Origin of the sequence: Thalassotalea sp. G20_0, from assembly GCF_017744175.1 — a bacterium.
Classification (GTDB): domain Bacteria; phylum Pseudomonadota; class Gammaproteobacteria; order Pseudomonadales; family Endozoicomonadaceae; genus Endozoicomonas.
Map to the genome: position 1 here is coordinate 1 of NZ_JAGHQV010000051.1, position 12,906 is coordinate 12,906.

Annotated in this window: 13 protein-coding genes and 1 pseudogene; 8 read left to right on the forward strand and 6 right to left on the reverse strand. The window is 48.7% G+C overall.

Annotated features, from left to right (window positions below; translation table 11 throughout):
- Positions 1–425 precede the first annotated feature (425 nt).
- Both J7438_RS21220 and J7438_RS21225 read left to right on the forward strand, forming a co-directional pair.
- Positions 426–617: pseudogene (locus J7438_RS21220) on the forward strand (transposase domain-containing protein); the annotation flags it as partial.
- A 257-nt stretch (positions 618–874) separates the two neighbouring features.
- Positions 875–1,036 carry a hypothetical protein gene (locus tag J7438_RS21225; protein WP_209278126.1) on the forward strand — a complete coding sequence of 54 codons (162 nt, stop codon included), beginning with the start codon at positions 875–877 and terminating at the stop codon, positions 1,034–1,036.
- A gap of 35 nt (positions 1,037–1,071) precedes the next feature.
- Here the strand turns inward: J7438_RS21225 and J7438_RS21230 are convergent, their stop codons facing one another.
- On the reverse strand, positions 1,072–2,979 hold the full coding sequence (locus J7438_RS21230; protein WP_209278127.1) for an ankyrin repeat domain-containing protein: 1,908 nt from the start codon (positions 2,977–2,979) through the stop codon (positions 1,072–1,074).
- 201 nt (positions 2,980–3,180) lie between these two features.
- Between J7438_RS21230 and J7438_RS21235 the strand changes: the two genes are divergently transcribed.
- The gene (locus J7438_RS21235; RefSeq protein ID WP_209278128.1) at positions 3,181–3,402 is read left to right on the forward strand and encodes a transposase; all 222 of its coding nucleotides are present in this window, start codon (positions 3,181–3,183) and stop codon (positions 3,400–3,402) included.
- Positions 3,403–3,550: 148 nt separating this feature from the next.
- Here the strand turns inward: J7438_RS21235 and J7438_RS21240 are convergent, their stop codons facing one another.
- Positions 3,551–4,054: a hypothetical protein gene (locus J7438_RS21240; RefSeq protein ID WP_209278129.1), complete on the reverse strand. Its 504-nt coding sequence runs from the start codon at positions 4,052–4,054 to the stop codon at positions 3,551–3,553.
- Positions 4,055–4,373: 319 nt separating this feature from the next.
- On the opposite strand from J7438_RS21240, the gene focA reads away from it, so the two are divergent.
- The gene (gene focA, locus J7438_RS21245; RefSeq protein WP_209204006.1) at positions 4,374–5,228 is read left to right on the forward strand and encodes a formate transporter FocA; all 855 of its coding nucleotides are present in this window, start codon (positions 4,374–4,376) and stop codon (positions 5,226–5,228) included.
- A gap of 31 nt (positions 5,229–5,259) precedes the next feature.
- Here focA and J7438_RS21250 read toward each other — a convergent pair whose 3' ends face one another.
- Positions 5,260–5,934 (reverse strand): ERCC4 domain-containing protein, encoded by a 675-nt coding sequence (locus J7438_RS21250; RefSeq protein WP_209204005.1) that lies wholly within the window; start codon positions 5,932–5,934, stop codon positions 5,260–5,262.
- Between the two features lie 93 nt (positions 5,935–6,027).
- Here J7438_RS21250 and J7438_RS21255 point away from each other — a divergent pair, with 93 nt between their 5' ends.
- From J7438_RS21255 to parE, 3 genes are all read left to right on the forward strand, one after another.
- Complete coding sequence (locus J7438_RS21255) at positions 6,028–6,573, forward strand: LOG family protein (RefSeq protein ID WP_209204004.1); 546 nt, start codon at positions 6,028–6,030, stop codon at positions 6,571–6,573.
- Positions 6,570–7,187: a YqiA/YcfP family alpha/beta fold hydrolase gene (locus tag J7438_RS21260; protein WP_209278130.1), complete on the forward strand. Its 618-nt coding sequence runs from the start codon at positions 6,570–6,572 to the stop codon at positions 7,185–7,187. Before J7438_RS21255 ends, J7438_RS21260 begins: the two co-directional genes overlap by 4 nt.
- 74 nt (positions 7,188–7,261) lie before the next feature.
- Positions 7,262–9,154, forward strand: coding sequence for a DNA topoisomerase IV subunit B (gene parE / locus J7438_RS21265; protein ID WP_209278146.1), 1,893 nt, complete (start codon positions 7,262–7,264; stop codon positions 9,152–9,154).
- A gap of 120 nt (positions 9,155–9,274) precedes the next feature.
- Here parE and J7438_RS21270 read toward each other — a convergent pair whose 3' ends face one another.
- From J7438_RS21270 to J7438_RS28455, 3 genes are all read right to left on the reverse strand, one after another.
- Entirely contained in the window at positions 9,275–10,381 is a 1,107-nt protein-coding gene (locus J7438_RS21270) for a metallophosphoesterase (RefSeq protein ID WP_209278131.1), read from the reverse strand.
- 796 nt (positions 10,382–11,177) lie between these two features.
- Positions 11,178–11,546: a hypothetical protein gene (locus tag J7438_RS21275; RefSeq protein WP_209278132.1), complete on the reverse strand. Its 369-nt coding sequence runs from the start codon at positions 11,544–11,546 to the stop codon at positions 11,178–11,180.
- A 15-nt stretch (positions 11,547–11,561) separates the two neighbouring features.
- Positions 11,562–11,858, reverse strand: a complete 297-nt coding sequence (locus J7438_RS28455; RefSeq protein WP_209278133.1) for a hypothetical protein — start codon at positions 11,856–11,858, stop codon at positions 11,562–11,564.
- A gap of 1 nt (position 11,859) precedes the next feature.
- Between J7438_RS28455 and J7438_RS21285 the strand changes: the two genes are divergently transcribed.
- Entirely contained in the window at positions 11,860–12,828 is a 969-nt protein-coding gene (locus J7438_RS21285; protein WP_209278134.1) for an agmatine deiminase family protein, read from the forward strand.
- Positions 12,829–12,906: the final 78 nt, after the last annotated feature.

The following is a 12,906-nucleotide window of genomic DNA, read 5'->3' on the forward strand; positions in this document are numbered from 1 at the left end:
TGATTGTGGAAGGCCGTGAGCAAAGTCTGTGGACAACAAACGCTATCCAGCCTGTAAACGGAGCCAGAGAAAAAAAGGACACCCATAGACTTTTCGACCGATAAAAGTGGGTGTCCTTTTTATGTTACTATCCAGCCTGTAAACGGAGCCAGAGAAAAAAAGGACACCCATAGACTTTTCGACCGATAAAAGTGGGTGTCCTTTTTATGTTACTGTCTTCCCCCCGGAGTTCAGCAACAACTCAGGCTGATTGTGGAAGGCCGTGAGCAAAGTCTGTGGACAACAAACGCTATCCAGCCTGTAAACGGAGCCAGAGAAAAAAAGGACACCCATAGACTTTTCGACCGATAAAAGTGGGTGTCCTTTTTATGTTATAAAAGTGGGTGTCCTTTTTATGTCAAAATGGGTGTCCTTTTTATGAGAACTGGCTTTTTGCTGATACACCAAAAGGTGCCAGAGCCAGCGCCATCTTTTACAGCCTGATCGAAAGTGCAAAAGCCAATGGCCTGGAGCCTTTCGAATACCTGAACCACATTTTAAAAGAGCTGCCTTATGCGGACACGGTTGAGAAACTGGAGCAGCTTCTACCCTGGGCAGTGAAGGCATCTCAAGAATAAGCTGATCTGGTAGGGTTGGCTATTACGCTGGTTAAATTGGCGCTTACTTTTTTTTCGACCGATAAAAGTGGGTGTCCTTTTTATGTTCTATAGACTTTTCGACCGATAAAAGTGGGTGTCCTTTTTATGTTTTTTTATGGGGTATGGAAGCCGGATCACACCTGCGGCCATATATTGGCCCGGAACAATCTGATGTGGTACATCGAGCTACTGGAGAAATTCGATCTGATGTATTTCTCTGAATCTGAAAAAACCTGTTGTCGTTGGCGATCATCTATCATGACGCCGCAGCGGAAGATGTCCCCAGGCGAGATGAAAAAGTTCAGGGGGTAATCCATTTACTGACTGAGCGCTGTCCGGGATATGAACTGACTTCAGGCTCTTTTGTGGAACATGGGAATCTGTCGCTCTGGTTATAAGGGAGCCAGGCAGCTGAATTGCGGAGGCCATGGACTTATGGGAAAAAATTTTCCTTCAGAAGTGCATTTTTCAAACGATAAGGCAAATTTAAAGAAGATAATGTTCGTCTATCAAGCAAATAATGCAGCCTCCTCTTGCACAAACTTTCCAGACTGAGAGTAGTTTCTTGCGGGTTGAAGCCAAATTTCTGAGTGACTGTACTGATAACATTCGGTGACAGGCTTCTCTCTGGACAGCTGCCGTAGTGGATCAGTTCAAAAGCAATTTTCCAGAACCCTCGTTTGTTGGCCCAGAACAGAGGAGTACGATCTCTAACGTCATGACTATGAACATCCGCCTTATACTGCAACAATAACAGCACCGTCTGGTAATGTCCTGCAATAGCCGCCTGCGTCAAAGGAGTAGAAAGACCAGAGGAGTAGCTATTAACATCCGCCTTATGCCGCAACAATAACTGCACTACCTGGTAATGTCCTTTAGCCGCCGCCTGCGTCAAAGGAGTACCATCACCCTTGGCACGGCTATGAACGTCCACCTGATGCTGCAACAATAACTGCACCACCTGGTAATGTCCTGCAGCCGCCGCAAGCGTCAAGGGCGAATTCCTCCCAAAGGTATGGCCATGAACATCGGCACCGGATTGCAACAGAAGTTCAACAAATTCAATTCGCCCAAATACAGCCGCAGTGGCCAGCGGATTGGGGGGATAGACACCAGCTAAGGCATTGCAATCAGGATCTGCACCGAATTGCAATAGAAGTTTCACTAAATCAATATCCCACTTTTTGACTGCCGCTAACAGTGGTGAAAATGGTCTGAATCCTCCGCCATTTACATCATCCGCATTATGCTTCAACAGCAATTTCACGGTCTCGATGCAACCTTTCTCAACAGCTACACTAAGCAGACCTTTCTCCATACCCGGACCTTGCCAATGCGCGCCATGTTCCAGCAACAGCTTCACCAGCTGAACATGCCCATGCCTGACAGCTTCGCTCAGGGAATTCGACCTGAAATAGCCGCCATCAAAACTGTTAATGTTGGCTCCATGACTCACCAGTAGCCGGGCAATCTCAATATATCCCTTGCCCGCAGCCTTGCACAGTGGCGTCCTCCTTCCAGAACAATTACTGTCGGCATCGGCTCCCATAGTCAGCAACTTTCGTACGCTCTCGGTATGCCCATGCATGGTAGCCTGAGTCAATGGCGTTCCGCCTCCGTAGACAAAGCTGTAAATATCCGCTCCATGCTCCAGTAACAGGCTTATCGCCCCGACCTGACCCTTCCTGGCAGCCTGGGTCAGGGGAGTCCGCCAGCCAAGGGTATTGCCGTTAATATCCGCCTGACAATCAAGCAACAGCTGCATAAGTTCAGTGTTACCCGAGGCAGCAGCCGTGGCCAGTGGCGTCATGCCCTTGCAATCGCCTTGGTCAACACGAGCTCCAGACTCAAGCAGTAACTTTGCGATGTCAACTAACCCGTACATGGCTGCCCGGGTCAATGGGGTAAACCCTTCTCTGCCGGGGAACCTGAGGGCTTTATGCTGCTTCCGCAACCCTTCCTCGCGGCCATTAACCTCGGTGCCATTGCGCAACAGCCATGCCACCATATTGATATCCCCGCACTCAACGGCGCAATTCAGAGGGACCTTACTGGCAGCGCCGGTGCAATGTACGACCATACAACGGTTGTCGCCGGTTCCTGCAGCAGCCAGACCGTCAGTCCTGACTCCGGTTTGCACGGCCACAGACCGATTATGACCATAAGTGGGCTGTAACCCGACTCTGCCGGATATTCCCGGATCATCGGGAACTGAGATACGGGGAATCTGTTTTGCATACGTCGGTAAAGAAGTGTCATCTACTTTCTCCGAAATTTTCGAGGTTCCAGCAGCACCGGCGGGTAACAAGCCAGGGTAAGCCCCGGTATTTAGTGGTTGCATGGTAACTTGCCGTCTGTCCGAACAGGTGGATGCTTAGAGCAATCGCTCTGTAAAAAAGTTCCGCCTTGTTATCCGAGGTCGGTGATTTTTGCCTTGATGTGACACGAAAGCACGATACGAAAGCAGGGTTCAGGTCTTTATGGCGACAGGCTAAGCCTGAGAATGTGGGAGGTTCTTCTGAGTAACTTAACCCAACTTGCCATGAATAAGAAAATGGAAACGACAGAGGCAAAAACAGTTTACGGGCGTCGTAAAGTAATTGCGGAGCCACCCTTTGGCCAGATAAAGAATTCCGGTTTCCGGAGCTTTAGCCTGAGAGGCAAAGAAAAGGTAGCAGCGGAGTTTGCGTTGGTATGCACAGCGCATAACTTGAAAAAATTTGCGAAAATGGCATCAATGGGTCAATCCATCTTGATGATTTAAAAAGGGTTAAAAAAGCAGCATAAAAGCCCTGAAGGGCCTCATTTTGATGAAAATGGGCAAATTCTGGGTAAATTACTGTTTGTTTTTTGAACATTTTTAGTTTGAGCCAGAATTCGAAGAACTAACTGACTTATTCTCGGACAGCCTCCTAGAAACGATAAGAAACCCCAAAACTGATAACAGGCTGCCAGCGGGCAGTTGTCGTTTCATCAACGTTGTTTCTTGAGATGGATTTCAAACTGTTAACCGTAGGGGCGGCAAGATTGCTCCCCTCATTGTTTTCATAAACAGCACCAATATCAACCCGAACACCCAGCCTTGCCTGATCCACCATTTTCTTCCAACCTACACCAAGATAGGTCTTGCTGTTGTAGCGTGCATTCTGTGAATCTTTTGAAGCATGGCGAAAACTGCCAGCCGACATACTGAAGTTGTTATCAAATGGCTGATAATCAATGCGCAGGCCTCTGGCGTTATCGGCCGGACTTAATGATTGGTTGCTTAGTTCTAAGGTAGAGGACTTATCCGGGGAGTCTGCCGCGTGTTGCTCAGGCAGCAGTTCAATAGCACCAGCCATCTGTCCATGGTCGTCTGCTTGCGCAGAGCCGAGTATAGTGACTCCCAGGGCAATGATCAGCAGATGACTATTCATGGCACTTTCCCTCCATCCTTTTCTCCATTGGTGTGTGAAGAACCGGAAAACGGTATGCTCGATGCCTGTGGATATTGAACAGCATTTTTATAACACAACTCATTTTATCGTCGCTGTATTTATCACAAGAAGCAACTGTTCTTTTGCACAAACTCTATCTATTTTTTAATGCACTGTTTTTGTTCATTGACTCATTTTATGAAGTGTTCACGCCATGTACTAAGTATTTTTCGTAATACCCAATGAATTTACCACTCTGATACCCGATTCTTCTCACTGGTAGACTTAGCGCCAACATCGATTGGCTGTGGATAACCCCATGCAAGTTCAAAATATGCCCAACTATGGTGCGGTTCCTCCTGCGGAAATGGCAAAGCTGGCTGAGCAGGCAGTAATAGGCAAAGCCAAAAAACACCCTGAGATAACAATGATCCTGGCGATTATGGCCGGTATCTTTGTGGCCATTGCCGGCATGTTCTATACCGTAGTGATGGCCGGTGCCCAAAGCATGCCTTACGGTATGTCCAAACTGGTGGGTGGTATTGTCTTCAGTACCGGCCTGATGCTCGTGGTGCTCTGCGGTGCCGAACTGTTTACCAGCAGCACTCTGCTGCTGATGGGCAAGGCAACGGGTAAACTGAAGTTTCGTAACATCGTTAAAAACTGGGGGCTGGTTTACGTTGGTAACTTTATCGGCTCTATTCTCTTTGCCCTGCTGATTATTGGTGGCGGGGTCTGGGAAGGCGGCAATGGTCAGGTAGGCCTCTCTGCCATGTATATCGCCAAGGCCAAGCTGGGCTATCCATTCTTCCAGGCCCTGATCCTGGGTATTCTCTGTAACCTGCTGGTTTGCCTGTGCTACTGGATGACCCTGAGTGCACGCACAGCTGCGGGTAAAATGATGGCCTGCATTCTGCCGGTAGCGGCGTTTGTGGTAGCGGGTTTTGAGCACTCCGTAGCCAACATGTACCTGTTGCCAGTGGGCTACATGGTTAAGACTGTGGCGGGCCCTGAGTTCTGGCAGGCCATTGGTTACACCGCTGCCGACTTCGACGTGATCAGCCTGGGCAACATCTTTATGAATCTGCTGCCGGTTACCATCGGTAATATCATTGGTGGTGGTGTGATGGTGGGTTTGAGCAAGTGGTTTGTGCACCTCCGTGTTAAAGGTTAATCACGGTTTAACTGAATGACCTCTGATGTGGTCATTCAGTCCCGGTTTTTCCAGCGTGGGAATGCCTCAACATCTGCTTGATGCCCTGCGCTGTTTTTCTACCAATCCCCCTGGTTTGTGCCAGCTCTTCAACCGAACTCAGCAATACGGCTTCAATCGAACCAAATTTCTGCAACAGAGCCCGGGCTTTCAGCGAGCCAACACCCGGCAAACACTGCAGCATATTTAACGTTTGCCGGAGAGGATCTTTGGATGGCACAGGCCGGGAGCCAATACCCGCAGAATTCATCAGCCCTCTGAACTTGCGCCATTGTCGCCCCACCATCATCAATAATGCAGCGGTCTCATTCGGGTTCATGGACCGAAGTACGGGAATACCAAAATAAAGCGACACGGTCACCAGAGCCCCTTGAATAGACTCTCGTCGTATACCCGATGAACACAACATGTCAGCAGTTCCTTCAATCAGTAATACTTTGCGATAAGGAAAACAAAACTGGCTCAGTTGCCGGAATAACCGACCATCAATAATGGAGGCAGCCAGATCGGTCAACGTTTTTCTCTCAACCAGCCAGTCGTTGTTGATTTTATAATCTCCGCTTTCAAGAGAGACGGTGTTCACGACAATCCCTTCCTGACCCTGAAGTATGTCAACAATCCCTGAAGCCCTTTCCCGATAATCAATGTCAATCACGATATTATGCATGGTATGAGCGTTATTCTGATCATTAGGACAGGCAGCAGTATAGCTAATTGTGTATGCTTGCTACTGCCATGCAGAGAAATAGAGGGATAAGCAATGAAGTCAGTGGCAATCTTCTGCGGTGCCCGGTCTGGTCGAAAGGAAGCATACCGTCAGGCCGCTGAGGCATTGGTGGACTCGCTGTTAGAGCAAGGCATCACCATCGTTTATGGCGGTGGTAATGTCGGGCTGATGGGCGCTATCGCTGATCGCGCCATCGCCGGAGGTGGCACAGTGGTAGGGGTGATTCCCCACGCCCTGGTCGGCCAGGAGCAGGCCCATAAAGGCTTGAGCGAATTGATCCATGTGCAGGACATGCACCAGCGCAAGCAGACCATGGGTGAGCTGGCGGATGGCTTTATCACCTTGTCCGGAGGTGTTGGCAGCATGGATGAACTGTTTCAGGAAATTGCCCATAAGCAGGTAGGCTACCATGGTAAACCCTGCGCCATTCTGAATACCGCTGGCTATTATGATCACCTGGTGGCCTGGTTGAAGAATGCCGTGGATGAAGGCTTTATAACCCGCTACTGGTATGACCAGCTGGTGATTGACCACTCGCCGGCAGAGCTGGTGAATAGAATGATAGGGGCAAAAATATGAAGCCGCTGCTGGTCTATCTGCATGGCCTGAACAGTTCATCCCAGTCAAGCAAGGCTATCCAAACCACCGGGTATGTCCGGGATAACCAGCTGGATATTGAATTATGGATACCGGATCTGCCGGTTTTTCCATCGGATATTGTGCAGTGTTTACAGAGCCACCTGAAAAAGTCGCTGAACCTCAGGGATATCTACATCATTGGCAGCTCCCTTGGTGGTTTCCTGGGAACCTGGCTGCAACACTGGCTGCTGAACAATGGCCACAGGAAAAAGGCAAGACTGGTACTGATTAACCCGGCTGTTGTTCCCCATGAACGATTCGAAGCCTATCTCGGCCCCCAGAAAAACTTCCATACGGGAGCCGACTGGGTGATGACCGAAGAGTATGTTGAACAGCTGCTCCTTCTGGAAACAGAGCCACCAGCATCACCGGATAACACGCTGCTTATGGTACAAACAGGCGATGAAACCCTGGACTACCGCCTGGCGGTGGAAAAATATCAGCAATGCAGAGCGATCGTACAAGAAGGTGGCAGCCACACCTTTGATCATTTTGAGACAATGCTGCCAGAAATCTTTGACTTTCTGGAACAGGATTTTCCGACATCCGTTTGAACAAATCACTGTCCATTCGTTACACTCTCTATTTTCACGCTTTGCGTCATAAAGCGATCAGTCAGCAAGGACTCATGGTAAAGAACGACTACAATGCCGAGGCGATTGAGGTACTCAGTGGCCTCGACCCGGTGCGCAAACGCCCCGGAATGTACACCGACACCACCCGGCCAAACCATCTTGCCCAGGAAATCATCGACAACAGTGTGGATGAGGCTCTGGCAGGGTTTGCTTCCCATATCAAGGTCACCCTGCACAAAGACCAGTCCCTGGAAGTGGTGGATGATGGCCGTGGCATGCCCACCGATATCCATCCGGAACATGGCATCTCGGGTATTGAGCTTATTCTCACCCGCCTGCATGCCGGTGGTAAATTCTCCAACAAGAACTACCAGTTCTCCGGTGGTTTGCACGGGGTGGGTGTCTCTGTGGTCAATGCGCTCTCCAGCCGTCTGGAAGTGACCGTTCGCCGTGGTGGCATTGTTTCAGCCATCAGCTTTAAAGATGGCTACAAGGATGAAGACCTTCACGAAACCGGCACCTGCGGACGTCGCAATACCGGAACCACGGTTCGTTTCTGGCCCGATGCCAGTTACTTCGACTCCCCACGATTTTCCGTTCCCCGGTTGATGCATATTCTCCGTGCCAAGGCAGTCCTTTGCCCTGGCCTTCGGGTTGAATTTGATGACCGGATTTCCGCAGACGTGACCGAGTGGTACTACGAAGATGGCCTGAATGACTATCTCAAAAGTGCCACAAGAGGCTTTGCCGTGCTCCCCGCTGAACCCTTTACCGGTTCCCTTAAAGGGGAAAGCGAGGCGGTAGACTGGGCCGTCCAATGGTTACCCGAGGGCGGTGAACTGCTGACGGAAAGCTATGTCAACCTGATTCCCACCCCGTTGGGCGGCACCCATGTGAATGGCCTGAGAACCGGCCTGCTGGATGCGATCCGGGAATTCTGCGAGTTCCGGAACCTGATGCCCCGTGGCGTGAAACTCGGTGGCGATGACCTGTGGGAAAACTGCGCCTACGTATTATCTGCCAAGTTGGCAGACCCGCAATTCTCCGGCCAAACCAAAGAACGCCTCTCTTCCAGAGAGTGTGCCGCCTTTGTTTCTGGTGTGGCAAAAGATGCCTTTAGCCTCTGGCTGAACCAACACACCGCTGAAGCTGAACTGCTGGCAGAACTCTGCATCAGCAATGCCCAGAAACGGATGCGCAAAGCCAAGAAGGTCGCCCGAAAAAAAGTAACCCAGGGACCAGCACTGCCCGGCAAACTGGCGGATTGTGCCAGTCAGGACCTGAGCATGACCGAACTGTTCCTGGTGGAAGGGGACTCGGCGGGCGGCTCTGCCAAGCAGGCCCGTGACCGTGAGTACCAGGCCATCATGCCGTTGCGGGGTAAAATCCTCAACAGCTGGGAAGTGGACTCCTCAGAAGTACTGGCCTCCCAGGAAATACACGACATCTCCGTAGCCCTGGGGGTTGATCCGGCATCGGATAACCTGGATGGTTTGCGCTACGGAAAAATCTGCATCCTGGCCGATGCCGACTCCGATGGCTTGCACATCGCGACCCTGCTCTGCGCCCTGTTCGTTCAACATTTCCGCCCACTGGTGGAACGCGGCCACATTTATGTTGCCATGCCTCCGCTTTACCGGATTGATGTGGCCAAAGACGTCTATTACGCCCTGGATGAAGCGGAGAAAGAAGGCATTCTTGAACGCATCCGTGCCGAGAAAAAGAAAGGCAAGATCAATGTGCAACGCTTTAAGGGACTGGGTGAGATGAACCCTCTGCAGCTTCGTGAAACCACCATGTCTGCTGACACTCGTCGTTTGGTTCAGTTGACCCTCGACGATGAGCAGGAGACGACTCAGCGGATGGACATGCTGCTGGCCAAAAAGCGCAGCTCGGACCGTAAGTCCTGGTTGGAGTCCAGGGGGAATCTGGTTGAAATTGCTTAATGATCTTTTGGAATCATCAACGTCATGTGGCATAAAATCCATGAGAGTGATTTCGACAAAGAAACTGGGCGATTAGCAGATTAATCGCCAGATTTGGGGGCAGCTTTGCCCCCGGGTTATTCACTGTTGTTTCTCTTGCCTGCCTTGTTCAGGGTCTGTAAAGCTCACATCAATAATATTAATTTGACCACTGGTGCCAAATCGGTAGGGCATTTGCCATGGCCCAACGATTTTCCACCAACCTACGCCAACACCAGCGCTGACGATAGTGTGTAGCCCGTCGATAACTTTATGACCAGCGACGTTCGGGTACATTCGACGCAAGATCAGATTATAAGGAAAGAACTGGCCACCATGAGTGTGACCGGAAACCTGTAGATCGGCCTTGTTCTCAATACTTTCAGATATCGAAACGGGATTATGGTCAAAGACAATGATCGGATCACTGGTTTGAACATTGTCGTGCTCATAAATTTCTTTCAGACTCATCCGATTGGTAACGGCAAACTTATTACCGATGTCATCGCGGCCAATTAAGTGAATGCCATCAATAGTGAGTACCTCATCGTGCAGAATCTCAATTCCTGAATTTTTGATAAAGGCAACATTACCATCCACATCGTTACCGTAGTATTCATGATTACCAAGAATCGCATAGACACCATGTTTTGCTTTTAATTCAGCAAAAACTTTTTTGTATCCCTCATTAACGTTGGTATGGCTGTCCTGAAAAATATCGCCACCAAACACAATGATGTCGGGATTTTCAGCGTTAATCTTCGCTACCATATCCACAAATAGCTGTTTGTTGGACGTTGGCATAAGATGGAGGTCGCTAATAAAGGCGATACGCAGCTGTTCTCTATCTGCGATTTTGTTAACGGTGATTTGGGTATGAACGACATCGGTATAACGATAGTTGATATAACCGATGACAGTCACTGCGCAGAGCGAAGCGGCAATAATCCATTTTCCAAGATAGACCGGCACAGGCTTTATCAGATAATGAACGATCAGCAGTACCAGTACAGTAAACAGCAAGTAGTGTGCAAGATAGACATAATTACCAAAAAACAGGCCATACAACTCGTTTTCAATAATGAGGTTCTTTCTGATATACGCCAGTGGCAAGATGCCAAAAAACAGCAACACGCTGGTCAAAAACAGCTTAAACAACCGATAACCCTCGGAGAGTGGTGAATTTTCAGTGCTAATAAAAGCAGCCAAACGCAGATAATGTCAACCGAGTAATCACCTTCTCAAGGGTTATCTCACAGTTGTGGGGTATATATTGTTATTGTGTCGTTTTTATTTATGGATGATTATCAGCAGTTACCCTTAAGGAAAGTATGCGTTTTTCTGCAAGGGCACCATGACCAACCGGAAACACATTCTTAGTGCGAATAATCAAATTACGGTCGAATGATATGGTCATTATTTCACTTAGCGAGAGCTTCGATATGAACAGAGGTTTTTTGATATTTCAGATAAGCTGTTTATGCCATTCTGGTTCAAAAACCAGACAGAAATCATCAACATCACAGAATACAATGGTCATAGAAATGGGAGACTCTTGGCTATCTATAGATTGCAACCGAAAACATAGTTAAATCACTGAGGCTCTCTCGTCTTTTTTTGCTCGAACTCACGCTAAAGTAGACCTCCTGTTGCCACTGATAAAGGCTCTGTGCAGCCGTAAAGCCCGGGTAGCAGCAGTGAGACCGGCTCAGATTTGACCTAATGGCAGGCAAAAGCTTTAGACTCGAGTGAGACAGTACTGAATTATAAATTAGCAGTTTTCAATCTAAAGTAGTTCAACAGGTAGTAAAGCAATGCAAGAGACCCATGTCAGTTTCATCCCGACAACCAATCAGGTAGTCATCAGACAAGGCTCAATCAATGCGGATGCCCGCAGAAATAACGACCACCAGAGTTCATGGTCCAGGTTTTCAAACTGGGTTGTCAGCAATCCAAAAAAAGCGCTGGCCTCTACCCTTGGTCTGGCGGGGGCTGGTGTTGGAGCCTATTTCCTGGCAAGAGAACTCACTCTCTCCGGGAATACAAGTAGTTCAGCAATAGCAAGTAGCAATATATCCCCAACCAATCCAACGTTCAGCCGGTTACCCAAACAGGACTTAAGTCCCATCGCTATCGAATTTATGACAAAATCAGTCTCAGAATTGCCGACATCCATGATAGCGCCCCCCCTGACGACGCCGGACTGGTATAAGGCCTTAACGTCAACAGCGCAACCGTCTTCAGAAAGTCGGCAGTCGTCAACCCAGGATTCTGCCATCAGCCTGCCTGACCTGCCATTACAGACCACCACAATGGCACCTGACAGCCAGTTACCCACGGAGCTGCCAACTCTGTCAACAATCACCCCATCCACAGTGTCGAACAGCCATCAAAAAACCACGGTAGCTGCGCCTGAAACGAAAAAGAGCTTAAGTCCCACCGCTATCGAATTTATGACAAAATCAGTCTCAGAATTGCCGACATCCGTGATAGCGCCCCCCCTGACGACGCCGGACTGGTATAAGGCCTTAACGTCAACAGCGCAACCGTCTTCAGAAAGTCTGCAGTCGTCAACCCGGGATTCTGCCATCAGCCTGCCTGACCCGCCATCACAGACCGCCACAATAGCACCTGACAGCCAGTTACCCACGGAGCTGCCAACTCTGTCAACAATCACCCCATCCACAGTGTCGAACAGCCCTCAAAACACCACGGTAGCTACAGCTGAAGAGAAAACAACAGGATTGATCATAGAGCGACCTTATGCAGAATTTGAACCAGCGGGCTATCTGGCGTTTAGCGACACCGACTTTAGAGATGAGGCTTATGGTGAATCCAGGGCAATCAAGAGAAAGATAGCGCGCAACCTTCCACGGGATGTCCACCTGATTGTTTATACCTCCGGCGACCCTAAAAGAACCCGTCAAACATTCCAACCAAGTGTTGGCGACATGAAGCGTTTTCATGTTTTGAAAGTAACAGGCAAATCGAAGACCAGATACTGGGCTCGGGATAGCCTTCCCGTACCGGTTTATAGCAAAAATGGCAGTCTTGTTTTAGTTGACTCAAAATACCATTATGATTTCGAGCCTGATCAGGCAGTTGCCAACTTTTTCAACGCTACCCTTTTGTCTCATACATTTGAATTTGAAGGTGGTAATCTGCTTGCTGACAGTAAGGGCAATTGTTTTACTGTTAATAACAAGGATATGAGATGGCAGTTAGGCTTCACTGATGAGGTATTCAAAAAATGCTATGGCTGTAAACGGCTTACCCGACTTAAAAACAAGACAAAGGTTGGTCATGTGGATGAAGTAATAAAAATCATTGATGACAAAAATATCATCACTGACCGGCGTGATTATCGGCCAATCCTTCATAAGCTTGGTTATAATGTTACCATGATGCCACGGGCAAAAGGTAAACACGCCAGTTACCTCAACAGTGTGATCATTAATGGTAACGTGTTTGTCCCCGTGTATGGGGATAAAAAAAGAGACAAAAGGGCAATCGGCATATACCGAAGTTTTGGCTTGAGGGCTTATAAGTTCAGGAGCAATAGGATCTCTGCAGAATTTGAGGGATCCATTCATTGTTCGATGGTGACTTACCCTAAAATAGGCAATAACAAACCGGAAACTTCCGGTATTACATGAAAAGTTGTGATCAAAAAATGCCGGACAAAAAAGAAAGACCTAACCTTGAATTGCCCCAAATAAATGAAAATAAAATAA